The sequence below is a fragment of the Streptomyces sp. NPDC002476 genome (genome assembly GCF_042889785.1).
Taxonomy (GTDB): Bacteria; Actinomycetota; Actinomycetes; order Streptomycetales; family Streptomycetaceae; genus Streptomyces.
On the sequence record NZ_JBIARH010000010.1, the window covers coordinates 192,008 to 216,731 of the forward strand.

The 24,724-nt window shown below is 70.0% G+C and carries 21 protein-coding genes; 11 read left to right on the plus strand and 10 right to left on the minus strand.

Features of this window, described 5'->3' with window-relative positions:
- Window positions 1–3: 3 nt before the first annotated feature.
- Entirely contained in the window at window positions 4–1,074 is a 1,071-nt protein-coding gene (locus ACFYXM_RS15100) for a M4 family metallopeptidase (RefSeq protein ID WP_389289438.1), read from the minus strand.
- Window positions 1,075–1,440: 366 nt separating this feature from the next.
- Between ACFYXM_RS15100 and leuA the strand changes: the two genes are divergently transcribed.
- The 4 genes from leuA to ACFYXM_RS15120 all read left to right on the plus strand — a co-directional run bounded on the left by leuA (window position 1,441) and on the right by ACFYXM_RS15120 (window position 5,854).
- Window positions 1,441–3,228, plus strand: coding sequence for a 2-isopropylmalate synthase (gene leuA / locus ACFYXM_RS15105; protein ID WP_389289439.1), 1,788 nt, complete (start codon window positions 1,441–1,443; stop codon window positions 3,226–3,228).
- A gap of 240 nt (window positions 3,229–3,468) precedes the next feature.
- Window positions 3,469–4,146: a TerB family tellurite resistance protein gene (locus ACFYXM_RS15110; RefSeq protein ID WP_389289503.1), complete on the plus strand. Its 678-nt coding sequence runs from the start codon at window positions 3,469–3,471 to the stop codon at window positions 4,144–4,146.
- 82 nt (window positions 4,147–4,228) lie between these two features.
- Window positions 4,229–4,975: a DNA repair protein RecO gene (gene recO / locus ACFYXM_RS15115; protein ID WP_362023033.1), complete on the plus strand. Its 747-nt coding sequence runs from the start codon at window positions 4,229–4,231 to the stop codon at window positions 4,973–4,975.
- A 57-nt stretch (window positions 4,976–5,032) separates the two neighbouring features.
- Window positions 5,033–5,854, plus strand: coding sequence for an isoprenyl transferase (locus ACFYXM_RS15120; RefSeq protein WP_389289442.1), 822 nt, complete (start codon window positions 5,033–5,035; stop codon window positions 5,852–5,854).
- A 49-nt stretch (window positions 5,855–5,903) separates the two neighbouring features.
- On the opposite strand, the gene ACFYXM_RS15125 is transcribed toward ACFYXM_RS15120, so the two are convergent.
- The 4 genes from ACFYXM_RS15125 to ACFYXM_RS15140 all read right to left on the minus strand — a co-directional run bounded on the left by ACFYXM_RS15125 (window position 5,904) and on the right by ACFYXM_RS15140 (window position 9,195).
- Entirely contained in the window at window positions 5,904–6,347 is a 444-nt protein-coding gene (locus ACFYXM_RS15125; protein ID WP_389289443.1) for a Fur family transcriptional regulator, read from the minus strand.
- A gap of 66 nt (window positions 6,348–6,413) precedes the next feature.
- The gene (locus ACFYXM_RS15130; RefSeq protein WP_389289445.1) at window positions 6,414–7,307 is read right to left on the minus strand and encodes a metal ABC transporter permease; all 894 of its coding nucleotides are present in this window, start codon (window positions 7,305–7,307) and stop codon (window positions 6,414–6,416) included.
- A 2-nt stretch (window positions 7,308–7,309) separates the two neighbouring features.
- The gene (locus ACFYXM_RS15135; RefSeq protein ID WP_389289447.1) at window positions 7,310–8,092 is read right to left on the minus strand and encodes a metal ABC transporter ATP-binding protein; all 783 of its coding nucleotides are present in this window, start codon (window positions 8,090–8,092) and stop codon (window positions 7,310–7,312) included.
- A gap of 137 nt (window positions 8,093–8,229) precedes the next feature.
- Complete coding sequence (locus ACFYXM_RS15140; protein WP_389289449.1) at window positions 8,230–9,195, minus strand: metal ABC transporter substrate-binding protein; 966 nt, start codon at window positions 9,193–9,195, stop codon at window positions 8,230–8,232.
- A 152-nt stretch (window positions 9,196–9,347) separates the two neighbouring features.
- Here ACFYXM_RS15140 and ACFYXM_RS15145 point away from each other — a divergent pair, with 152 nt between their 5' ends.
- The gene (locus tag ACFYXM_RS15145; protein WP_362023021.1) at window positions 9,348–10,730 is read left to right on the plus strand and encodes a glycine--tRNA ligase; all 1,383 of its coding nucleotides are present in this window, start codon (window positions 9,348–9,350) and stop codon (window positions 10,728–10,730) included.
- A gap of 316 nt (window positions 10,731–11,046) precedes the next feature.
- The gene (locus ACFYXM_RS15150) at window positions 11,047–11,295 is read left to right on the plus strand and encodes a DUF6243 family protein (RefSeq protein ID WP_389289450.1); all 249 of its coding nucleotides are present in this window, start codon (window positions 11,047–11,049) and stop codon (window positions 11,293–11,295) included.
- A 187-nt stretch (window positions 11,296–11,482) separates the two neighbouring features.
- Here the strand turns inward: ACFYXM_RS15150 and ACFYXM_RS15155 are convergent, their stop codons facing one another.
- From ACFYXM_RS15155 to ACFYXM_RS15175, 5 genes are all read right to left on the minus strand, one after another.
- Window positions 11,483–12,265, minus strand: coding sequence for an ABC transporter permease (locus ACFYXM_RS15155; protein ID WP_389289451.1), 783 nt, complete (start codon window positions 12,263–12,265; stop codon window positions 11,483–11,485).
- Window positions 12,262–13,278 (minus strand): ATP-binding cassette domain-containing protein, encoded by a 1,017-nt coding sequence (locus ACFYXM_RS15160; protein WP_389289453.1) that lies wholly within the window; start codon window positions 13,276–13,278, stop codon window positions 12,262–12,264. The genes ACFYXM_RS15155 and ACFYXM_RS15160 overlap by 4 nt, the downstream gene beginning before the upstream one ends.
- Window positions 13,279–13,338: 60 nt before the next feature.
- Complete coding sequence (locus ACFYXM_RS15165) at window positions 13,339–14,184, minus strand: DUF4097 domain-containing protein (RefSeq protein WP_389289455.1); 846 nt, start codon at window positions 14,182–14,184, stop codon at window positions 13,339–13,341.
- Window positions 14,185–14,424: 240 nt separating this feature from the next.
- Window positions 14,425–14,937, minus strand: a complete 513-nt coding sequence (locus tag ACFYXM_RS15170) for a toxin-antitoxin system HicB family antitoxin (RefSeq protein WP_389289457.1) — start codon at window positions 14,935–14,937, stop codon at window positions 14,425–14,427.
- 235 nt (window positions 14,938–15,172) lie between these two features.
- Window positions 15,173–16,657: an MFS transporter gene (locus tag ACFYXM_RS15175; protein ID WP_389289460.1), complete on the minus strand. Its 1,485-nt coding sequence runs from the start codon at window positions 16,655–16,657 to the stop codon at window positions 15,173–15,175.
- 124 nt (window positions 16,658–16,781) lie between these two features.
- Here ACFYXM_RS15175 and dusB point away from each other — a divergent pair, with 124 nt between their 5' ends.
- The 5 genes from dusB (at window position 16,782) to ACFYXM_RS15200 (ending at window position 24,676) form a co-directional block, all read left to right on the plus strand.
- Complete coding sequence (gene dusB, locus ACFYXM_RS15180; protein WP_389289461.1) at window positions 16,782–17,930, plus strand: tRNA dihydrouridine synthase DusB; 1,149 nt, start codon at window positions 16,782–16,784, stop codon at window positions 17,928–17,930.
- A gap of 693 nt (window positions 17,931–18,623) precedes the next feature.
- On the plus strand, window positions 18,624–21,371 hold the full coding sequence (ppdK, locus tag ACFYXM_RS15185; protein ID WP_389289463.1) for a pyruvate, phosphate dikinase: 2,748 nt from the start codon (window positions 18,624–18,626) through the stop codon (window positions 21,369–21,371).
- A gap of 725 nt (window positions 21,372–22,096) precedes the next feature.
- On the plus strand, window positions 22,097–23,071 hold the full coding sequence (locus tag ACFYXM_RS15190; RefSeq protein WP_389289465.1) for an ArsR/SmtB family transcription factor: 975 nt from the start codon (window positions 22,097–22,099) through the stop codon (window positions 23,069–23,071).
- Between the two features lie 191 nt (window positions 23,072–23,262).
- Complete coding sequence (locus ACFYXM_RS15195) at window positions 23,263–23,676, plus strand: VOC family protein (protein WP_073787424.1); 414 nt, start codon at window positions 23,263–23,265, stop codon at window positions 23,674–23,676.
- Window positions 23,677–23,881: 205 nt separating this feature from the next.
- Window positions 23,882–24,676: a TSUP family transporter gene (locus ACFYXM_RS15200; RefSeq protein WP_389289467.1), complete on the plus strand. Its 795-nt coding sequence runs from the start codon at window positions 23,882–23,884 to the stop codon at window positions 24,674–24,676.
- Window positions 24,677–24,724 lie beyond the last annotated feature (48 nt).

A 24,724-nucleotide genomic window follows, 5' to 3' on the forward strand; every position in this document is an offset into this window, starting at 1 on the left:
GCCCTAAGCGGTCGGAACGCCCACCTCCGACCACGCCTTCAGCACTGCCTCGGTCTCGTCGCCCTCCCCGAAGCGGCCACGGGCGGCGTCCACCGTCAGCCGGGCGAAGTCCGCGAAGTCCGCGTCCACGGCCAGCCGGCCGCCCGTGAGCACATCGAACCAGATCTGCCCGGCCCGTTCCCACGCGTTGCCGCCGAGCGCCGTCGCCAGCACGTAGAACGCGCGGTTCGGAATGCCGGAGTTGAGGTGCACCCCGCCGTTGTCCTGACCGGTGTGGACGTAGTCCTCCATCTTCCCCGGCTGCGGGTCCTTGCCGAGCACGTCGTCGTCGTACGCCGTGCCCGGCTCCTTCATCGAGCGCAGCGCGACGCCCTGGACCTCGGGGGCCAGCAGACCGGCGCCGATCAGCCAGTCCGCCTGGTCCGCGCTCTGGCCCAGCGTGTACTGCTTCACCAGCGAGCCGAAGACGTCGGACACCGACTCGTTGAGCGCTCCGGACTGGCCGTAGTAGCTCAGATTGGCGGTGTACTGGGTCAGGCCGTGCGTCAGCTCGTGGGCGATCACGTCGATCGGGAGGGTGAAGTCCAGGAAGATTTCGCCGTCGCCGTCGCCGAACACCATCTGCTCGCCGTCGAAGAAGGCGTTGTTGTACTTCTCGTCGTAGTGCACGGAACCGATCAGCGGCAGTCCGTTGTCGTCGATCGAACGGCGGCCGTACACCTTGAACAGGAGGTCGAAGGTGGCGCCGAGCCCCGCGTACGCGCGGTTGACGCTCGCGTCCTGCGTCGGCTCCTCGCCCTCGGCGCGGACCTTGGTGCCGGGCAGCGTGGTGCCGTTCCGGCAGTCGTACAGCGTCCGGTCGGGCGTGTCGGACGGCTCGGCCGCGCGGGTCGCGGACGGGGCGGTGACCGTCGCCAGATGGCGGCGGGTGCGGCGGGCGGCGTCGCTCTCCAGCGTGCGCCGGGCGCGCCCGGCGAGATCGGGATTGTCCGAGCGGGAGAGCTTGTCGAGGACATGAGGCGGCACGATGGTGCAGAAGACGGGGCGGAACCCGTTCTGGGAGTGAGGCTGCATACCCCCGACTGTGGCAGCACGTAACCAGCTTGTCGCTGGTTGCGACGGCGGTTGGTCAGATGGGGTGATCGGCCGCGCCCGGGTGTTTCGAGTACCCGACCGCGCAAAGCGGCTCCGGCCCCGTACGGCCTCGATTCCGCACGGTGATCCCGATCCCGTACGGCGGTCGCGATTCCGCATAGTGATACGGCTCGGACGCATCAGGCGTATCTCGGTTACTCTCGTCGCATCATGCGTTTCGGGCTGCTTCTTCTTAGCTGCCGCGGCGAGGGCCTGTAGTCGTAGGCCGACCCCCTCCCCGCGGAGTCTGGTGGTGCAGCGACACGTCGGCCGTCCCATTGGTTGGACCCCGAGGAGCCGCACGCCATGACCGCCGACCGCCCCGCCCCGATGCCCGCCGCGACCGCTGTCGGACGTCCGACGCCGATCACCAACGCCACCGGGATGCAGAAGCCGTCCGGGATGCCGATCCACAAGTACGGCCGGTACGAGGCCGTCGACATCCCCGACCGCACCTGGCCGGACAAGCGGATCACTGTCGCGCCCCGCTGGCTCTCCACCGACCTGCGCGACGGCAACCAGGCCCTGATCGACCCGATGTCGCCGGCCCGCAAGCGCGAGATGTTCGACCTGCTCGTCCGCATGGGCTACAAGGAGATCGAGGTCGGCTTCCCGTCCTCCGGAGAGACCGACTTCGCGTTCGTCCGCTCGATCATCGAGGAGGGCGCGATCCCCGAGGACGTAACGATCTCCGTCCTGACGCAGGCCCGTGAGGACCTGATCGAGCGGACCATCGAGTCCCTGGTCGGCGCACGCCGCGCCACCGTGCACCTGTACAACGCCACGGCCCCCACCTTCCGCCGGGTCGTCTTCCGCGGCTCCAAGGACGACATCAAGCAGATCGCCGTCGACGGCACCCGGCTGGTCATGGAGTACGCGGAGAAGCTGCTGGGCCCGGAGACGACCTTCGGCTACCAGTACAGCCCGGAGATCTTCACCGACACCGAGCTGGACTTCGCCCTGGAGGTCTGCGAGGCGGTCTGCGACGTCTGGCAGCCGGAGGAGGGGCGCGAGATCATCCTCAACCTGCCCGCCACCGTGGAGCGGTCGACCCCGTCCACGCACGCGGACCGCTTCGAATGGATGTCGCGGAACCTGACCCGCCGCGAGCACATCTGCCTGTCCGTCCACCCGCACAACGACCGCGGCACCGCCGTCGCCGCCGCCGAACTGGCCCTCATGGCCGGCGCGGACCGGATCGAGGGCTGTCTGTTCGGCCAGGGCGAGCGCACCGGCAACGTCGACCTGGTCACCCTGGGCATGAACCTCTTCTCGCAGGGGGTCGACCCGCAGATCGACTTCTCGCAGATCGACGAGATCCGCCGCACCAGCGAGTACTGCAACCAGATGGAGGTCCACCCGCGCCACCCCTACGCGGGCGACCTCGTCTACACCGCCTTCTCCGGCTCCCACCAGGACGCCATCAAGAAGGGCTTCGACGCCATGGAGGCCGACGCGGCCGCCCGGGGCACGACCGTCGACGAGATCGAGTGGGCCGTGCCGTACCTGCCGATCGACCCGAAGGACGTCGGCCGCAGCTACGAGGCCGTCATCCGGGTCAACTCGCAGTCCGGCAAGGGCGGCATCGCCTACGTCCTGAAGAACGACCACAAGCTCGACCTGCCGCGCCGGATGCAGATCGAGTTCTCCCGGATCATTCAGGCCAAGACCGACGCCGAGGGCGGTGAGGTCACGCCGAAGCAGATCTGGTCCGTCTTCCAGGACGAGTACCTGCCCAACCCGGAAAACCCCTGGGGGCGCGTACAGATCCGCTCCGGTCAGACCACGACCGGCTCCGACGGCCAGGACACGATCACCGTCGAGGCGACCGTGGACGGCACCGACACCGTGCTGACCGGCACCGGCAACGGCCCGATCTCCGCGTTCTTCGAAGCGCTGCAGGCCATCGGCATCGATGCCCGCCTCCTCGACTACACCGAGCACACCATGAGCGAGGGCGCCAGCTCCCAGGCCGCCTCGTACATCGAGTGCGCCATCGACGGACGGGTGCTGTGGGGCATCGGCATCGACGCCAACACCACGCGCGCCTCGCTGAAGGCGGTCGTCTCCGCGGTCAACCGCGCCGGCCGCTGACCCGGCCCGCCCGACGGCGTCCGCGACCGCACGGCCCAGGACCCCGCCCCCGCTCCGGCCGGGGGCGGGGTTCGGCCATCTCCGGGGTTGTGACGATCGGGGTACTGACGGCACCTCGCGAATGTGGTTAACATCACGTCCACGCGGCAATGCTGCCGGAGGGGGCACCTCCCGTGCCCTTGGGGCCACGGGGGAGTTACGGAGGTGTGCGACGTGCGGTCAGCCCTGGGACAACGCGCCATGAAGCTGCGTATCTGCGGCATCCGCACCGTCTGGGACGCCGTCGGCGACGGCGAGTTCTTCTGCCCCGGCTGCGGCGGCGACCGCAACTACCGCAGGCTCACCGGACGCCGCCGCTTCGCCGTGCTCGGTGTGCCGATGCTGCGCCGCGGTACCACCGGACCCGTCGTCGAATGCGCCGCCTGCCGGAGTCGCTTCGACACCGACGTGCTCGACCACCCCACCACCACCCGGCTCTCCGCGATGCTCCGGGACGCCGTCCACACGGTCGCCCTCGGCGTCCTCGCGGCCGGCGGCACCACTTCCCGCACGGTCCTGCGGACCGCCGCCGCCACCGTGCGCGGTGCCGGCTTCGACGACTGCACGGAGGAACAGCTCTCCACCGTCGTCGAGGTCCTCTCCGCCGACATCGGCCACGGCTCCGTCTTCGACCCGGCGGCCGAGGCGTGCGGCGCCGCCCTCGCCATCGAACTGCACGAGGCGCTGGAGCCCCTCGCCCCGCACCTGGCCCCCGCCGGACGCGAGGCGATCCTCCTCCAGGGCGCCAGGATCGCCCTCGCCGACGGCCCCTACGGCCCGTCCGAGCGCGAGGTGCTGACCACGGTGGGCGGGGCGCTGCGGATCTGCGCCGAGGACACCGCCCGGCTGCTGGCCGCGGCGGCCCGCACCCCCTCCTGACCGCTCCTGCCGCACGCCCCTCCGGGAGCCCCACCCGGGAGTGCGGGTGAGAGGCTCCGTCCCCGTACCGGACAATGGACGCATGAGCTTGTTCCGGGACGACGGCGTGGTGCTGCGCACGCAGAAGCTGGGCGAGGCCGACCGGATCATCACGATCCTCACCCGCGGCCACGGCCGGGTACGGGCCGTCGCGCGCGGGGTGCGGCGCACCAAGTCCAAGTTCGGCGCCCGGCTGGAACCCTTCTCCCACGTCGACGTGCAGTTCTTCGCCCGGGGCAGCGAGCTGGTCGGCCGGGGGCTGCCGCTCTGCACGCAGAGCGAGACGATCGCCCCGTACGGTGGCGGCATCGTCACCGACTACGCCCGCTACACCGCCGGCACCGCGATGCTGGAGACCGCGGAGCGGTTCACCGACCACGAGGGCGAGCCCGCGGTCCAGCAGTATCTGCTGCTCGTCGGAGGGCTGCGCACCCTCGCCCGCGGCGAGCACGAACCACACCTCGTCCTCGACGCCTTCCTGCTGCGCTCGCTCGCCGTCAACGGCTACGCGCCCAGCTTCGAGGACTGCGCGAAGTGCGGCATGCCCGGGCCGAACCGGTTCTTCTCCGTCGCGGCGGGCGGCATCATATGCGGCGACTGCCGGGTGCCCGGCAGCGTCGTACCCTCGACCGAGGCCGTCGGCCTGCTGAGCGCGCTGCTCACCGGCGACTGGGAGACGGCGGACGCGTGCGAGGCGCGTCATGTCAGGGAGGGGAGCGGACTGGTGTCCGCCTATCTGCACTGGCATCTGGAGCGCGGGCTGCGCTCACTGCGGTACGTAGAGAAGTGACACAGGCGGATCAGGCACGGATCCGGCATGGAACAGGCACAGGGAGCGAGACAGTTCATGGCAGTACGCGGGATGCTGGGCGGCCGTAACCGACGCGACTACAGGACCCCGGAGCCGCACCCCTCCGGTGCCACGCCCCCGAGGATCCCCGGCGAGCTGGTGCCCAAGCACGTGGCCATCGTGATGGACGGCAACGGCCGCTGGGCCAAGGAGCGCGGCCTGCCGCGCACCGAGGGGCACAAGGTCGGCGAGGGCGTCGTCATGGACGTCCTCAAGGGCTGCATAGAGATGGGCGTCAAGAACCTCTCGCTGTACGCGTTCTCCACGGAGAACTGGAAGCGGTCCCCGGAGGAGGTGAAGTTCCTGATGAACTTCAACCGGGACGTGATCCGTCGCCGCCGCGACGAGATGGACGAGCTGGGCATCCGCATCCGCTGGGTGGGGCGCATGCCGAAGCTGTGGAAGTCCGTGGTCCAGGAGCTCCAGGTCGCCCAGGAGCAGACGAAGGACAACGACCGGATGACGCTGTACTTCTGCGTCAACTACGGCGGCCGGGCCGAGATCGCCGACGCCGCGCAACGCATCGCGCAGGACGTCGCGGCCGGGAAGCTGGACCCGTCCAAGGTCAACGAGAAGACGTTCGCGAAGTACATCTACTACCCGGACATGCCGGACGTCGACCTGTTCGTCCGCCCCAGCGGTGAGCAGCGCACGTCCAACTACCTGATCTGGCAGAGCGCCTACGCCGAGATGGTCTTCCAGGACGTGCTGTGGCCGGACTTCGACCGCCGCGACCTGTGGCGGGCCTGCCTGGAGTACGCCCAGCGGGACCGGCGGTTCGGCGGCGCCGTGGAGACGCCCCCCGCGCCCAAGGGCTGAGCGGACGGCGGGGGCCGGCGCGCACCGCCGACCCCCGCCGCCCGGGCCCTCACTCCTTCGTGTCGGCGCGCCCGGCGCACTCCGCGCAGGTGCCGAAGATCTCCACCGTGTGCGCCACGTTCACGTATCCGTGCTGCGTGGCGATCGACTCCGCCCACTGCTCCACGGCGGGGCCCTCGACCTCGACGGCCTTGCCGCACATCCGGCACACCAGGTGATGGTGGTGCTCGCCGGTCGAGCAGCGGCGGTACACGGACTCGCCGTCCGTGGTGCGCAGCACGTCCACCTCGCCCGCGTCGGCGAGGGACTGGAGGGTGCGGTAGACGGTGGTCAGCCCGACCGAGTCGCCGCGGTGCTTGAGCACGTCGTGCAGCTCCTGGGCACTGCGGAACTCGTCCACCTCGTCGAGCGCCGCCGCCACCGCCGCCCGCTGCCGGGTCGACCGGCCACGTACCGGGGCCGCGTTCGTTCCACTGATCGGCGCCGTCGCCACAGCCGCCTCCTCGTGTCGCCCGTACCTGTGTCGGGCCCATTGTGCCAGTCCGCCCGGTTCTCGTGGTCACACCCGGAGCTCGTCCTCCGCGGGCCGGCGGGCCACTGCTTCAAGGGTGCACTCGCCGGACGCCTCCTCGCTCCGGCGGGCCCGCCGCCGGGCCAGCGGGGTCGCGAGCAGCGTCAGGGCGACGAAGACCACGATGGCCAGCAGCACGATCGTCGCACCGGGCGGTACGTCCTGGTAGTACGAGGTGACGGTGCCGGCCAGGGTCACCGCCGTACCGATGACGACCGACAGCACGAACGTCAGCCGGAACGACCGGGAGATCTGCTGCGCCGCCGCGACCGGCACCACCATCAGGGCGCTGACCAGCAGCAGCCCGACGACCCGCATCGCCACGGTGACGGTCACCGCCGCGGTCACGGCGACCAGCAGGTTCAGCGCGCGCACCGGCAGCCCGGTGACGCGGGCGAACTCCTCGTCCTGGCTGACCGCGAACAGCTGTCGCCGCAGCCCCAGCGTCACCAGCAGGACGAAGGCGGCCAGCAGGCAGATCGCGGTGATGTCCTCGGTGGAGACGGTGGCGAGCGAGCCGAAGAGGTACGAGGTGAGGTTGGCGTTGGAGCCGGTGTCGGAGAGGTTGATCAGCAGGACGCCGCCCGCCATGCCGCCGTAGAACAGCATGGCCAGGGCGATGTCGCCGCGGGTGCGTCCGTACCAGCGGATCAGCTCCATCACCACGGAGCCGGCGACGGCGACCGCCGTGGCCATCCACACCGGGTTGGTGGACAGCAGGAAGCCGAGGCCGACGCCGGTCATCGCGATGTGACCGATGCCGTCGCCCATCAGGGCCTGGCGGCGCTGGACGAGGTAGACGCCGACGGAGGGGGCGATGACGCCGACCAGGACGGCGGCGAGCAGGGCCCGCTGCATGAAGGGGGGATCGAGGAATTCCATGATCAGCTCAGCAGTCCGGTCCGGACGGGCTCGGTGGCCGCGTGGGGGTGTACATGGTCGTGTCCCGGCAGGGCATGCTGGCCCACCGCCTTCGGGGGCGCCCCGTCGTGCGTCACGCAGCCGTCGCGCAGCACGACCGCGCGGTCGATCAGCGGCTCCAGCGGGCCGAGTTCGTGGAGCACCAGCAGCACGGTGGCACCGGTGGCGACCTGTTCGCTGAGCGTCGTGGCGAGGATCTCCTGGCTGCCCAGGTCGACGCCGGCCATCGGCTCGTCCATGATCAGCAGCTCCGGTTCGGCGGCCAGCGCCCGGGCGATCAGCACGCGCTGGTGCTGTCCGCCGGAGAGCGCGTTCACCGAGTCCCCGGCCCGGTCGCTCAGGCCGACCAGTTCGATGGCCCGGTCGACGGCGGCCCGGTCCGCCCTGCGGAGCGGGCCCAGCCGCCTACGGGAGAGGCGCCCGGACGAGACGACCTCGCGGATCGTGGCGGGCACGCCGCCCGAGGCGGTGGTGCGCTGGGGCACGTAGCCGACGCGGGACCAGGTGCGGAAGCGGCGCAGCGGGGTGCCGAACAGTTCGACGGAGCCGCCGGTGAGCGGGACCTGGCCGATGACGGAGCGCACGGCGGTCGACTTGCCCGAGCCGTTGGCGCCGAGCAGCGCGACGACCTCGCCGCGGCGGACCGTCAGGTCGATGCCGCGCAGCACCGCACGCGCGCCGAGCGTGGCCGTGGCGCCCCTGAGGGCTATCACGGGGTCTGTGGTGGTGCTCCCGGACTTGGGCATGAGCGCCTCCGATGCTGCTGTGGCGGTTGTCGCGTGGGCCACGGGGGACGCGGTCGCCGCTTCTGCCGTGTGGGCTGCGTGCGCCGTGCGGGCTGCGTGGGCCGTGGAGGGCGTGTGGGCCGTGGGGGTCGTGTGGGTCACTTCGCGCCGAGCGCCTTCTGCAGCGCGGCGAGGTTGGACCGCATGACCTCGAGGTAGTCGTCGCCCTTGGACTTGTCCGTGATTCCCTCCAGCGGGTCCAGGACGTCCGTCTTCAGACCGGTGTCCCGGGCGAGGGTCTTCGCGGTCCGGTCGCTCGCGAGGGTCTCGAAGAACACGGTGGTGACCTTGTTCTTCTTCGCGACGGCGTGGATCTCGTTGATCCGGGCGGGGCTGGGCTCGGCCTCGGGGTCGATGCCGGCGATGCCCTCCTGGGTGAGGCCGTAGCGCTCGGCGAGGTAGCCGAAGGCGGAGTGGGTGGTGATGAAGGTCCTGGTCGCGGTGGACTTCAGGCCCGTCTCGTACGCCGTGTTCAACGCGTCGATCTCGCCGACCAGCGCTTCCGTGTTCTTGCGGTAGTCGGCGGCATGCTCCGGGTCCGCCTTCTCCAGCGACTTCCCGACGCCCTCGGCGACCTCGGCGTACTTCACCGGGTCCAGCCAGATGTGGGGGTCGGCCCCGGCCTCGTCGCCGTGGTGCTCGTGGCCGTGCTCGTCGCTCCCGGCGTGGTCGTGGTCGCCGCCTGCCTCGGTGCCGTGTTCCTCCAGCTTCGTGAGCTCGGAGGCGTCGACGACGTTCTTGACACCGGACTGCTTGACGGCGTCGTCGACAGCGGGCTGGAGGCCCTTGAGATAGAGGACGTAGTCGGCGTCGCTCAGCCCGCCGATCTGCCTCGGGCTGAGTTCCAGGTCGTGCGGCTCGACGCCCGGCTTGGTCAGCGTGGTGACCGAGACGTGCTTTCCGCCGATCTGCTCGGCCAGGAACTGCATCGGATAGAACGAGGCCACCACGTCGAGCTTGTCGCCGTTCTTGTGGTCGGCGGCGTCCGAGGCGGAGCAGGCCGTGAGGCCGAGGGTGACCGCTCCGGCGAGGGTGATGGTGGGTATGAGGCGGCTGACGTTCATGACACTCATTTTCAATGAAATTGGAAACGATTGTCAACAAGGATGATGAGATGGTCATGCGGCCGACCGGACCGCCACCGATTTGATCCGAGGGGCGGGCCCGCCGGTAATCTGTAGCATTCGACGTTCGTCCTCGTAATGAAGAGAGCACCGTGGCCGCCGACAAGATCGACTCCATCGTCAGCCTGAGCAAGCGCCGTGGCTTCGTCTATCCCTGCAGTGAGATCTACGGTGGTCAGCGGGCCGCCTGGGACTACGGACCGCTGGGCGTCGAGCTGAAGGAGAACCTCAAGCGCCAGTGGTGGCGCTACATGGTCACCTCGCGCGAGGACGTGGTCGGAATCGACTCGTCGGTCATCCTGGCCTCCGAGGTGTGGGCCGCCTCCGGTCACATCGCCACGTTCACCGACCCGCTGACCGAGTGCACCTCCTGCCACAAGCGCTTCCGCGCCGACCACCTGGAGGAGGCGTACGAGGAGAAGCACGGCCACCTCCCCGCGAACGGCCTGACCGACCTCAACTGCCCCAACTGCGGCAACAAGGGCACGTTCACCGAGCCCAAGCAGTTCTCCGGTCTGCTCTCCACCCACCTCGGCCCGACCCAGGACTCCGGCTCGGTCGCCTACCTGCGCCCCGAGACCGCCCAGGGCATCTTCACCAACTTCGCCCAGGTCCAGCAGACCTCGCGCCGGAAGCCGCCGTTCGGCATCGCCCAGATGGGCAAGTCCTTCCGCAACGAGATCACTCCGGGCAACTTCATCTTCCGCACCCGTGAGTTCGAGCAGATGGAGATGGAGTTCTTCGTCAAGCCGGGCGAGGACGAGAAGTGGCACGAGTACTGGATGGAGCAGCGCTGGAACTGGTACACCGGCCTGGGCCTGCGCGAGGAGAACATGCGGTGGTTCGAGCACCCGCAGGAGAAGCTCTCGCACTACTCCAAGCGCACCGCCGACATCGAGTACCGCTTCCGCTTCGGCGGCAGCGAGTGGGGTGAGCTGGAGGGCGTCGCCAACCGCACGGACTACGACCTCAAGGCGCACTCCAAGGCGTCCGGCACCGACCTGTCGTTCTTCGACCAGGAGGCCGGCGAGCGCTGGACCCCGTTCGTCATCGAGCCGGCAGCCGGTGTCGGCCGCGCGATGCTCGCCTTCCTCCTCGACGCCTACATCGAGGACGAGGCGCCCAACGCGAAGGGCGTCATGGAGAAGCGCACCGTGATGCGCCTCGACCCGCGCCTCGCGCCGGTCAAGGTCGCCGTGCTGCCGCTGTCCCGCAACCCGCAGCTGTCGCCGAAGGCCAAGGGCCTCGCCGCCGACCTGCGGCAGAACTGGAACATCGAGTTCGACGACGCGGGCGCCATCGGCCGCCGCTACCGCCGGCAGGACGAGATCGGTACGCCGTTCTGCGTCACCGTCGACTTCGACACCCTGGACGACAACGCGGTGACCGTGCGCGAGCGCGACACCATGAAGCAGGAGCGCGTCTCCCTGGACCAGATCCAGGCCTACCTCGGCGCCCGTCTGCTCGGCTGCTGACGCCCGCTCGCACCGCTCGGTCCGTAGCGGCGGCCTGGTCCGTGGCACCGGCCGGAGCCCCCGGTTCCCCGCACCCCGTGGGGTGGAGCCGGGGGCTCCGCCGTATGCCGCCGTGCGCGGTTTTGGGCCGACGCGCGGGAAAAGCGGGTGCGGTGGCGGACGGGGGCGCAGTACGGTGCCGCCATGTCTTCTTCGTTCTTCCAGATCTACGAGTGAGAGCGCGGCGGGTCCGAGCACCCGCCGCCCACCGGATCGATCAGAGGCCGAATCGGGCCTCCTTCCCCCTCTCGCCCTTCACCATGAATGGGAGAACACCGTGGCCAAGAGCCGCAACAGCCTCCTCGGCGTGGGCGGACAGCGCAAGAAGCTGTCCCGCGCCGACCAGCAGGGCATGGGCCCCGCACGTCAGGCCGACCGCAAGGCGGCCGCCGACCAGAAGCAGGAACTGCTGCGCAGGATGCGCGAGCGTACGCAGTCGGCTCCGGACCATGCGCGGGAGGAGCCGTCGTCGGACAGTTCGTCGCAGCCGGACATGACCGAGCAGGACGGCCAGGCGCAGAGCTGACCGCTCCCCGATCCCCGTACGAACGCGCACCGTTCGCCGACGGCATCGGCCGGGACGCGTGAGGACGCCCCGTCGGCCGACGGGCGTCCGGGAATGGAAACCGGACCGCCACGGCCAAGGCCCCGAGTGGATCGGGGCCTTGGCCGTGGCGCGTTTTCGGCGTCGATCGAAGTGGCGAGACGGGATCTCAGCGCTTGGTGGTGCTGTTGAACAGCGAGCGCGACCAGACGTAGCCGACCAGGGCGATGCCGACGCACCAGGCGAGCGAGATCCAGGCGTTGTTCCCGATCTCCGAGCCGGAGAGCAGGCCGCGCAGGGTCTCGGTCATCGGGGTGAACGGCTGGTTCTCGGCGAACCAGCGCAGGCCCGGCGACATCGAGTCGGCCGGCACGAAGGCGGAGCCGAGGAACGGCAGGAACTGGATCAGCAGTGGCTTGTTGCTCGCGGACTCGACGGTCTTGGAGATCAGGCCGAGTGCCACCGACAGCCAGGTGACGGCGAACGCGATCGCCGCGAGCAGGCCGGCCGCGGCCAGCCACTCCAGCGGGCTCGCTCCCGAGCGGAAGCCGACGGCGAGCGCCACGCCCACGACCAGCACGGTGCACACCATCGTCTGGATGACGCTGCCGATGACATGGCCCGTCATGAACGACGAGCGCGTGATGCTCATGGTGCGGAAGCGGTTGATGATTCCCTCGGTCATGTCGGAGCAGACCGCGATCGAGGTCGACATCGAGCCGGCGGCCACCCCCATGACGATGATGCCCGGGGTCAGATAGTCGAGATACGCGTCCCGGCCGCCGCCGATGCCTGCGCCGATCGAGTCGCCGAAGGCGTACACGAACAGCAGCAGCATCAGGATCGGCGTCATGGCGCTGCCGAACCCCACGCTCGGATAGCGGATCGCGTGCTTGAGGTTGCGCCGCAGCATCGTCATCGAGTCGTGCACGGCGTAGGCGAGGGTACTCATCGCAGGGTCTCCTTGACGTGAAGCGCGGAGGTGGTGCCGGTGCTGGTGGTGCCGTCGCCGGTCAGGGCGAGGAACACGTCGTCGAGGTCGGGGGTGTGCACGGAGAAGTCGGCGGCCCGGATGCCGGCGGCGTCGAGCCGGTCGAGCAGGGCGCGCAGCGCGTCGATGCCGCCGTCGCCCGCGACGCGCAGGGCGAGGTTCTCGTCGTCGCGGGCCGCGCCGGGGAAGGCGGCGGCCGCGCGCTCGTACTCGGCGGGGTCGGTGAACCGCAGCCGTACGTGGCTGCCGGGGATCCGCGCCTTGAGCTCGTCGGCGGTGCCCTCGGCGATGATCCGGCCGCCGTCGAGCACGGCGATCCGGTCGGCGAGCTGGTCGGCCTCCTCCAGGTACTGGGTGGTGAGGAAGACGGTGGTGCCGCCCGCGACCAGCGAGCGCACCGTGTCCCACATGGTGCGGCGGCTGCGCGGGTCGAGCCCGGTCGTCGGCTCGTCCAGGAAGATCACCTGGGGGTCGCCGACCAGCGTCATGGCGATGTCGAGCCGACGCCGCATACCGCCGGAGAAGGTCGCGGCCCGCTTGTGCGCGACGTCCGCGATGTCGAACCGCTGAAGCAGCTCCCGGGTACGGGACCGGCCTTCGGGCTTGCCGAGGCGCAGCAGGTCGGCCATGAGGAGCAGATTCTCCTCGGCGGTGAGCAGGTCGTCGAGCGCGGCGAACTGCCCGGTGACGCCGATCGCGGCGCGCACCTTGTCCGGTGACGTGGCGATGTCGTGGCCCGCGATCAGGGCCTGCCCGCCGTCGGCGGCGACGAGCGTGGACAGGATCTGCACGGTGGTGGTCTTGCCAGCGCCGTTCGGTCCGAGCAGTGCGAACACGGACCCGGCCGGGATGTGCAGATCGATGCCGTCGAGCACGGTCCTGTCGCCGTACGACTTGCGCAGACCGACGGTGGAGACGGCAGCGGGCAGTCGCGAACCGGCCGGCCTTGGTGTGAGCATGACAGAAGAGCGCATGGGGTCCTCCCGTTCGAGGGCTGAGGTGACTGGGGAGCGGGCGAGTCGGCGGGCAGGTGCTCAGACCCGGGCGCGGCGGATGTCGATGTTGCCCCAGCGGGTCCGGGCACGGACCTCGACGGTGTTCTCGGTCTCCGTCGGCGGGGCGGAGTCGGCGAGTGCGTTGTGCACCTGCCCGCGCTCGGAGCTGACGTCGAGCCAGGCGGCGGTGCCCTCGCGGATGCCGACCTCGATGGCGCCGTAGGAGGTCTCCAGTTGGACGGTGCCGCGAGTGACCTCGGCGACGCGCAGGGTGCCGTGGGCCGTGGTAGCGGCGACCGAGCCCTCGGCACACGTGATGTGGATGTCGCCGTTGGAGCCGCTCACCCGTAGGTCGCCGGTCGCTGTGCCGACGGTCGTGGTGCCGTGCGAGTTCTTCAGGACGGCGGGACCGTCGACGGTGCCGACGCGCAGGCTGCCGGAGCTGGTGCTGATCTCGGCCGTGCCCTCGACGCGGTCAACGGTGATCGACCCGTGCGCCGCGGTCAGGTGCAGCGGCCCGCTGGCGTCGAGGCGCACGTCGCCCGAGGAGGTCTTGATCCGGACCTCGCCGAGCCGTCCCTCGCCGAGCACCTGGGCCCAGGCGCCGGTCATGTCGATCCGCGAGCCCGCGGGCAGGTCGACCGTCACGTCGACGCAGCCGGTGCGCCCGACGAGATAGCGCGGCTTGGGGGTCCTGACGGTCAGCGCGCCGTTCGCGTACGTGACCTCGGTCTGCTCGGCCGCCCGCACATCCAGGTCCTTCTTCGGGTCGCGGGGCCGCACGTCTACGACGGTGTCGTAGCGGTCGCCCGCGGTGAACTGGATGGAACCGGCTTCCACGTGCGCGGTGGCGGTGATCGGCTCAGGAGTGTCGAAAGAAGGCATGACTGTACCGTCCTCATGGGTCTCGTGGGTGTCCCCGCTGGTGGGACGTGGTGTGGGTGAAGCGGAGCGGGAGCGGCCAGTGCTGTGACCGGGAAGGTTTGCCGGGTGGTTCGCGGCGTCCGGTGCGGTGCGTCGCAAGGCGGAGCATCGTCCGCGTACTGGACGTACGCGGGTGATGCGACAACGCCGCGAGGTGCCGTGCCGGGCGTTGCGACCCGGTGAACCTTCCCGGTCACAGCACTAGCGCACCCAGCCCGTGAAGCTCTGTCCGGTGGTGCGGGACTTCTCCGGGGTGCGCGCTCGCGCGCCGCCGTCGACCGCGGCCGACACAGCCCGCACCAGCCACGCGTTGACCGACAGGCCCTCGCGGCTCGCGGCCTCCTCGGCGCGTGCCTTGAGGTGTGCCGGCAGGCGCAGATTGACGCGTGCGGTGCCGCCTTCGTCACCGTCGGCGGGCGCCTGCGCCCTGACCGGTTCGACGGGTGCGACGGCCGCTTCCGTGACGCCGCCGGGCGGTGGCGTCACCACGAAGTCGGGGTCCAGCCCGCGCAGTCGTACGTCGACCGAACCGGGGGCGAGCTCGCGGGTGATCTCGTCCATCGCGGCGGAGAGGACATTGAGCATGGTCAGGCGGGTCGCCGACTCCAGAGGAGCGGTGAGCCGCTCGGCCAGCTCGCGGGCGTCTTCCCCGCCGGCTTCGGCGGCCACCGCGAGTTCGCGGCGCAGGGTGTCGACATACGGGGTGAGGTCCATGACGCCATGGTGGCATCACTGTGGCGCCATGCGCAAGCCCTGAGGGTGTCTCGCGCGGGGATCGCGTGAGCGTGCCTGCTCTGACCTGCGGAAACGTGGTGAGGGAGAGCTGAGTCGCGGTGGCGCCATGCCTGCTCATGTGCTTGCGAGGGCACGGGATGGCGCCAGATGGTGCCAAGTGGTGCCACTTGATGGCGTCGCCCCGCCCGGCGGCCGGAGCGGGGCCGGAGCGGCTTCAGGCCCGGGAACTCGCCGAGGGCTGCTTCCCGACACGGGCGGCCGTCCGGGTCTCCAGGCGTACGGCGGTCCGGCACGCCGTCTCCCGTGCCCAGCGCCCGCTCGTCAGCGCCCCCACCAGCAGGACGCACAGCCCGCATCCGGTGATGATCCACCAGGCGGGCCTGCCCGCGTCCACGAAGGCGGCCGCGTACGCGGAGCCGCTCGGCGACCCGGTCCCGGCCACGCCCGCCGCGAGCACCGCGCCGATCACGGCGACCCCGAGCGTCCCGCCGACCTGCCGGCTGGTCGAGGCGACGGCCGCCGCCACCCCGGCTTGGGCGCGGGGCATCCCGGAGACGGCCGTGTTGGTGATCGGCGCGTTCACCATGCCGAAGCCGATGCCGAACAGCACGTACCCGGTGAACAGCAGGACGTTGTCCGTCTCCGCCTCGAACGCGGCGAACATCAGCCCGCACGCCGTCATGGCCGTCCCGGCCACGAGCAGCGGCAGCCGCGGACCCCGGCCGCCGACGAGCCGTCCGGACAGCGGGGCGCAGACGAAGGTCAGGGCCGCCATCGGCAGCATGTACAGACCGGCGTGCAGCGCGCTCAGTCCGCGCACGTTCTGCAGGTAGAGCGTGTTGAGGAACAGGAACCCGCTCAGCGCGGCGAACGCGCAGACCGCTATGGCGGTGGCCCCGCTGAACGGGGCGCTGCGGAAGAACCGCAGGTCGACGAGAGGTTCGGCGCGCCGCGGCTCGTACAGCAACAGCCCGGCGAGGGCTGCGACGGCGAGCACGGCGAGTCCCAGGACATGCGGCGCGGCCCAGCCCGCCGTCGGCGTCTCGATGATCACGTACGTCAGCGAGCCGAGCAGCGCCATCACCAGCAGCTGCCCCACCGGGTCCGGGCGGCGCGGCTCGGGGGCGCGGGACTCGGGGACGTAGCGCCAGGTGAGCAGCAGCGCGAGGAGGCCGACGGGCAGATTGACCCAGAAGATCGAGCGCCAGCCGACCGAGTCCACCAGCAGCCCGCCGACCAGCGGACCCGCTGCCATCGAGATGCCGACCACACCGCCCCACACCCCGATGGCACGGGCCCGTTCGCGCGGATCGGTGAAGGTGTTGGTGATGATCGACATCGCGACCGGGTTCAGCATCGAACCGCCCACCGCCTGCACCATCCGGAACGCCACCAGCGACTCCAGGTTCGGCGCCAGGGAACAGAGCAACGAGCCGAGGGTGAAGAGGACCAGCCCGGTTTGGAACACCCGGCGGCGCCCGATCCGGTCGGCGGTGGACCCCGCGAGCATCAGCAGCGAGGCCAGCACCAGGGTGTAGGCGTCGATCGTCCATTGCATGCCCGCGACGGTGGCGTGCAGTTCCTTCTGGATGGAGGGGAGGGCGACGTTCAGGACGGTGTTGTCGAGACTGACGATCAGCAGACTCATGCAGCAGATCGCCAGCACCAGTTGCCGTCTGCGGTGGCTGAGCTCGGGCATGCATCGATAGTACGGTTAACTAATGAATTCCGCCGACCGGGCGGGCCGGACGGGGTACTTCAGGCCACGGACGGCGGTGGACCGCTCCGCGCCGTAGGCGACAGCCGTACGCGACAATGGAGCAATGACCACGCTCGCCCCCTCGCTCCCGCAGCTCCGGATCGGCCCGCACCTGGTGCAGCCGCCGGTGGTGCTCGCCCCCATGGCCGGCATCACCAACGCCCCGTTCCGCACCCTGTGCCGGGAGTTCTCCGGAGGCAAGGGACTGTTCGTCAGCGAGATGATCACCACCCGGGCGCTGGTCGAGCGCAACGAGAAGACCATGCAGCTGATCCACTTCGACGCGAGCGAGACCCCGCGCTCGATCCAGCTGTACGGAGTGGACCCGGTCACCGTCGGCAAGGCCGTCCGCATGATCGTCGACGAGGACCTCGCCGACCACATCGATCTGAACTTCGGCTGTCCGGTCCCCAAGGTGACCCGCAAGGGCGGTGGCTCCGCGCTCCCGTACAAGCGGCCGCTGCTGCGCGCCATCCTCAACCAGGCGGTCTCCAACGCGGGCGATCTGCCGGTCACCATCAAGATGCGCAAGGGCATCGACGACGACCACCTCACCTACCTCGACGCCGGCCGGATAGCCGTCGAGGAGGGCGTCAAGGCGGTCGCCCTGCACGGCAGGACGACCGCCCAGCACTACGGCGGCACCGCCGACTGGGACGCCATCGCCCGGCTCAAGGAGCACGTCCCGGAGATCCCGGTGCTCGGCAACGGCGACATCTGGTGCGCGGACGACGCGCAGCGGATGATGCGCGAGACCGGCTGCGACGGCGTGGTCGTCGGGCGCGGCTGCCTGGGCCGTCCCTGGCTGTTCGGCGACCTGGTGAGCGCGTTCGAGGGCACGGGGACGAGGCGGGAGCCCCGGCTGCGCGAGGTCGCCGACGTGATGCTGCGGCACGCGACGCTGCTGGGGGAGTGGCTCGGCGACGAGGCGCGGGGCGTGATCGACTTCCGCAAGCACGTCGCCTGGTACCTCAAGGGCTTCTCGGTCGGCTCGGAGATGCGCAAGAAGCTGGCGGTCACCTCCTCGCTGGACGAGCTGGGCGGGCAGCTGAACGAGCTCGACCTGGACCAGCCGTGGCCGGACGGCGCCGACGGGCCGCGCGGGCGCACCTCGGGCAACAACCGCGTGGTGCTGCCGGACGGCTGGCTGAAGGACCCCTACGACTGCGCGGGCGTGAGCGCGGACGCGGAACTGGACACATCGGGCGGCTGAGCGCTGGTCGTGGCGGGCCTCCAAGGGCCTGTGACGGCGCCGAGGGCCCGCCGGGGACGTGCTCCCCGGCGGGCCCTCGGCCTTTCCGCGGCCCGCCGCCCCGCGTCCCTCCCGGCGCCCGTGCCCCTTCCTCACATGAGGCACCGCGTGCCGCTGTAGATGGCGTACTCATCTGAGCGCCAGATCTGGCCAGATTCCGCGATATCCGGCCAGATGGGCGTGCGAGTGCGCTCGTAACACGTGCCGCGAGGCGGGTTCGCTCACGCTGAGCTACTCGTTATTGATCAACGCGTGACCGTTGACCGCTTTTCGTGTGTCCAGATGGTGACATCTGAGCGCCGCTCATAGAGTGATTCTCGCCACCCTGAGGGGCTGCCCGCTCAGATGAGCGCAATTTTGAGGGGTGCATTTCTCAAATGATGGCACTCGGTGCCAGTGGCTCGCATTTTGATCGATCGACGCTTCCGTTGCGCAGAGTGGTCATGCGAGGGACTATTGATTGCGGCGAGTGGTGATGCGTTCAAGAGGTGAACGCTTTTCTTCGGTGGGAGGACGGGCTGCGTCACTTTCGATCTGCTGGCGGAAGAGTGGCTGAGCCCCCATGACGCGCAAGTGGACGTACCCAGACACCTTCGATCTGGGTATGTTCCTCGCCGTCAGGGCAGCCACCGCGTCTTCGAGGAGTCGAGACCCGTGTCGGAAAACAAAGATCCCCACGTATCCAACCCGGAATCCCCGGAGCCCCAGGGGCAGAAGTTCGTTTACGACTTCACCGAGGGCAACAAGGATCTGAAGGACCTCCTCGGTGGGAAGGGCGCGAACCTCGCCGAGATGACCAACCTCGGTCTGCCCGTTCCTCCGGGCTTCACCATCACCACCGAGGCGTGCAAGGTCTACCTGGAGAGCGGCGCGGAGCCGGCGGAGCTGCGCGACGAGGTCAGCGCGCACCTCGACGCCCTTGAGGCGCGGATGGGCAAGAAGCTCGGCCAGGTGGACGACCCGCTGCTGGTCTCGGTCCGTTCCGGCGCGAAGTTCTCGATGCCCGGCATGATGGACACGGTCCTCAACATCGGCCTGTCCGACAAGTCCGTGGCCGGTCTCGCCACGCAGGCGGGCGACGAGCGGTTCGCGTGGGACTCCTACCGGCGCCTCATCCAGATGTTCGGCAAGACCGTGCTCGGCGTCGACGGCGACCTCTTCGAGGAGGCGCTGGAGGCGGCGAAGGAGACCAAGGGCGTCACGGTCGACGTGGATCTCGACGCGGCCGACCTGAAGAAGCTGGTCAAGCAGTTCAAGAAGATCGTTTCGAGTGAGGCCGGACGCGACTTCCCGCAGGACCCGCGCGAGCAGATGGACCTGGCCATAAAGGCGGTCTTCGATTCGTGGAACACCGACCGGGCCAAGCTCTACCGCCGCCAGGAGCGCATCCCCGGCGATCTCGGCACCGCCGTCAACGTCTGCTCGATGGTCTTCGGCAACCTCGGCCCCGACTCCGGCACGGGCGTCGCGTTCACCCGCGACCCGGCCAGCGGCCACCAGGGTGTCTACGGCGACTACCTGCAGAACGCGCAGGGCGAGGACGTCGTCGCCGGTATCCGCAACACGGTGCCGCTCGCCGATCTGGAGTCGATCGACAAGAAGTCGTACGACCAGCTGATGCAGATCATGGAAAAGCTCGAAACGCACTACAAGGACCTGTGCGACATCGAGTTCACCATCGAGCGCGGTCGGCTGTGGATGCTGCAGACCCGGGTCGGCAAGCGCACCGCAGGTGCCGCCTTCCGGATCGCGACCCAGCTCGTCGACCAGGGCCTGATCGACGAGGCCGAGGCACTCCAGCGGGTCAACGGGGCCCAGCTCGCGCAGCTGATGTTCCCGCGCTTCGACGAGGAGGCGGACACCGAGCTGCTCGGCCGGGGCATCGCGGCCTCGCCCGGCGCCGCGGTCGGAAAGGCCGTGTTCGACTCGTACACCGCGGTGAAGTGGTCCCGGTCCGGCGAGAAGGTCATCCTGATCCGCCGCGAGACCAACCCCGACGACCTCGACGGCATGATCGCGGCCGAGGGCATCCTGACCTCGCGCGGCGGCAAGACCTCGCACGCCGCCGTCGTCGCCCGCGGCATGGGCAAGACCTGCGTCTGCGGTGCCGAGGAGCTGGAGGTCGACACCAAGCGTCGCCGGATGACGGTGGGCGGCCGGGTCGTCGAGGAGGGGGATGTCGTCTCCATCGACGGCTCCACCGGCAAGGTGTACCTGGGCGAGGTGCCCGTCGTGCCGTCCCCGGTGGTCGAGTACTTCGAGGGCCGGATGCACGCGGGCGCCGACGACGCCGACGAGCTCGTCTCCGCCGTGCACCGGATCATGGCGTACGCGGACCGGGTGCGCCGGCTGCGGGTGCGCGCCAACGCCGACAACGCCGAGGACGCGTTGCGGGCCCGCCGCTTCGGTGCCCAGGGCATCGGCCTGTGCCGCACCGAGCACATGTTCCTCGGCGAGCGGCGCGGGCTGGTCGAGAAGCTGATCCTGGCGGACACCGACGACGAGCGCGAGGCCGCGCTGGCGGAGCTGCTCCCGCTCCAGAAGGCCGACTTCATCGAGCTGTTCGAGGCGATGGACGGACTGCCCGTCACCGTGCGGCTGCTGGACCCGCCGCTGCACGAGTTCCTGCCCGACATCACCGAGCTCTCGGTGCGGGTCGCGCTCGCCGAGGCCCGCCAGGACGCCAACGAGAACGATCTGCGTCTGCTCCAGGCGGTGCACAAGCTGCACGAGCAGAACCCCATGCTCGGTCTGCGCGGCGTCCGGCTCGGCCTCGTCATCCCCGGACTGTTCGCCATGCAGGTACGGGCGATCGCCGAGGCCGCGGCCGAGCGCAAGAACGCCAAGGGCGACCCGCGCGCCGAGATCATGATCCCGCTCGTCGGCACGGTGCAGGAGCTGGAGATCGTCCGCGACGAGGCCGACCAGGTCATCGCCGAGGTCGAGGCGGCCACCGGCACCCAGCTGAAGCTGTCCATCGGCACCATGATCGAGCTGCCGCGCGCCGCGCTGACCGCCGGGCAGATCGCCGAGGCCGCGCAGTTCTTCTCCTTCGGCACCAACGACCTGACCCAGACGGTGTGGGGCTTCTCCCGCGACGACGTGGAGGCGTCGTTCTTCACCGCATACCTGGAGAAGGGCATCTTCGGGGTGTCGCCGTTCGAGACGATCGACAAGGACGGCGTCGGCTCGCTGGTCCGCAGCGCCGTCGAGGCCGGCCGGGCCACCCGCCCGGACCTGAAGCTGGGCGTCTGCGGCGAACACGGCGGCGACCCGGATTCGGTGCACTTCTTCCACGAGGTGGGCCTGGACTACGTGTCCTGCTCCCCGTTCCGCATCCCCGTCGCCCGCCTCGAAGCGGGCCGGGCGGCGGCGGAGTCCGTCGGCAGCGACAGCCGCTGACGAGGTCCGTCTCCCGACTTCCGGGGCCGCCGCCCGCCGGTTCGTACCCCTCGGCGGCCCGGCGGCGGCCCCGGAACTTCCGGTACCGGGAGTTCCGGCACCGGACCTCCGGAGCCGGAACTCCTGAGGTGTGAAATCCTGGGGCGGCCGTGTGCCGCCTTCAGGCTGTGCGCGGCCGTTCCGCTGCTTCCATCCGCCCGCCCGTGTGGCTGTGCCCCTGCCCGCCTGCGTGCTCGCGCGAGCCTGTGCGGCCGTTCCGGCTGGGCACGGCGAAATGGCTGTGCGATTCTGTGCCATTTCTTTGTTCTTCAATGCAAGAAGTTTGTTCGATACAGAAAGACATGGGTCGGTTACGGATCGGGGTCCCGTAACCGGCGCGGTAACGCGGTGGTAGGGCCGAAAGGGCCACGGTGCCGCGGCGAGCGGGGCACCCGTAACGGACCGGGACACGGCCCGTGGATCCCCACCCACGGACCGCACCCCGGCTTACCCCGTCGGGTGCGGAGCCGCACCGACGCCGACCGCCGCCGAACGAGCAAAACCCCCCACGGCCTTCACTCGCTCTTCCGGTGGCTCCGGATACGCACCCGACGCCGTACAGCTTTCCGGTGGCGACGTGCGCAGGCGAGACGTTTCACCTCTGGCCGAAACCCCGTGGTGACGTGCTGTTATGGGTCGCATACCCTTGGGCGGGGGTAATTGCACGTGCAACAGGTGGGGGCCCGGTGCTGCGTATCCACATGTCCGGAGTGGACCTGTCCAAGGTGCGGATGGCCACTCGGCCGGACGCACTGTGGGAAACCATTTTGAGTTTCCACCGGCTGCGGGACCGGCGCGGTTCGACGGTGTTCGGGGAATGGCGTAAAGAAACCCGACCACGGTTGAACAATGAAGTACGCCTGTTGGCTGCCGTGATTCCACCGCGTGGCTATTTCCCGGACTTCCTGACACCTTCTCAGGAAAGCGGCGATCCGTACACCATCGACACCGGAATAGAGGCGCTGCGCGACACCCCGCCCGGCCGGATACGCGATGAACTGGCCCTGCTGGACGCCGGACGTCGCATGCCGGGCCGGGTCCCGGACGGGCGGGTCGAGCCGCTCGGCCGACTCGCCGATGCCCTGCGCGCCTATCACCGCGCCGCGATCGAACCGTACTGGCCGCACATCCGGTCCAGCGTCGAGGCCGACCGCGCCGTCCGCGGCCGCGCACTCCTGGACGGCGGGACCGAGGAACTGCTCGCCTCCCTCCCGCCCATGATCCGCTGGCGCCCGCCCGTGCTGGAGGCCGACTATCCCTTCGACCGTGAGATCCATCTGAACGACAGGGGACTGCTGCTCCAGCCGTCCTATTTCTGCCGGGTCACCCCGGTCGTCTACCGGGACCAGCGGCTCCCGCCCGTCCTCGTCTACCCGGTCACCCACTCCCGCGCCCCGGTCTTCGCCGATCCGGGCCCCTGGCTCGGCCGGCTCCTCGGGAACACCCGCTCGACCGTGCTGCGGGCCATCGGCAACGGGTGCACGACCAGCGAACTCGCCCTCCGCGCCGGCATATCGCTCGCCTCCGCGAGCCAGCACGCCTGCGTGCTGCGCGAGGCCGGTCTGATCCACACGCTGCGGCACGGCAGCTCGGTCCTGCACACGCTGACCCCGCTGGGCGGATCTCTGCTACGGGGCGGCGCGCCGCTCGCCATGTCCTGACCGCCTCCTCGCCCACCCGCCTGCCCGGCCGCGCCACGGCTCCGGTGGCGGCTCGCCGAGCCTCGCGGGGACAGCGTTCATCGGGCCTCGCGGCGGGGAAAGAAATTTTTTCGCGGACACCGATGAGTTCCGCGCAGTCGCGCGGTCTACCTGTCGTAAAGCGTTCGAACATCAGATGGAGAGGGACGGACATGTCTCAGATGATCTTCGTGAACCTGCCGGTCAAGAACCTCGAAGCGGCCAAGGCGTTCTTCGGTAAGCTCGGCTACTCCTGCAACCCGCAGTTCAGCGACGAGAACGCCGCCTGCCTCGTCATCAGCGACACCATTTTCGCCATGCTCCTCACGGAGTCCCGGTTCAAGGACTTCACCAAGAAGGAGATCGCGGACACCTCCAGGACCACCGAGGTGATTCTCGCGTTGAGCGCGGAGAGCCGCGAAAAGGTCGACGAGATGGCCGACACCGCCCTCGCCTCCGGTGGATCGCCCGCCGGCGAGACGATGGACTTCGGCCACATGTACGGCCGTTCCTTCCAGGACCCGGACGGTCACATCTGGGAGGTCATGTGGATGGACCCGGCCGCCGTCGCGGAGCAGCAGGGCTGAGCCCCGGCCGCCCGTCGGGGAGCCGGGGCCCGGACCGGAGACCGGAGACCGCAGATCGGGGAGTCCGCGGGGAGGCCCCGGGCCGAGGATCCCCGGTCCGGGGCTCCTCGGCCCGGGGCGGGGAAGCTCAGATCCTGCTCAGCTTTTCCGCGAACCGCCCCGAGCGGTTGGACGGGCGTGTGATCACGTCCTTAGTGTCGTGGCCATGCCCGACATAGCACTCACCACACTGGTCGTCCTCTGTCTCGCCGCAGCCGCCGCGGGCTGGATCGACGCGGTGGTCGGCGGCGGCGGACTGCTCCTGCTGCCCGCCCTGTTGCTGGGGCTCCCGCAGGTCCCCGCCGCGCAGGTCCTCGGCACCAACAAGGCGGTCGCGATCGTCGGTACGACGGGTGCCGCCGTGACCTACCTGCGCAAGGCGCCGGTCAGGCTCTGGACGGCCCTGCGGATCGGGCTCGCGGCCCTGGCCGGATCGATGGCCGGCGCGTTCTTCGCCGCGGGCATCAGCAGCGAGGTGCTGCGCCCCGTGATCATGGTGGTGCTGCTGGCGGTCGCGGCGTTCGTGATGCTGCGGCCTTCGTTCGGAAGGGCGGCGGCGGAGGACGACGGCGCGCGGCCGGAGGTCACCCGCGCCCGTATCGTCGCCGCGATCCTGCTGGTCGGCGGTGGCATCGGCTTCTACGACGGGCTGTTCGGCCCCGGCACCGGAACGTTTCTGGTGCTGGCCCTGACCGCGGTGCTCCACCTCGACCTGGTGACGGCGTCCGCCAACGCCAAGATCGTCAACGTCTGCACCAACGGCGGGGCGCTGGCGATGTTCGCGTACCAGGGCAACGTCATGTGGCAACTGGGTGCGGTGATGGCGGTGTTCAATCTGGTGGGCGGCCTCGTCGGCGCGCGGATGGCGCTCAGCAGGGGCAGCGGCTTCGTCCGCGGCGTGCTGCTGGTCGTCGTGTTCTCGCTGGTCGCGAAGCTGGCGTTCGACCAGTGGGTGGCGTGAGCGCTCGATCGGGGGCGGTCGTTCACGGGCGGCCGGGCGCGAGCGCCC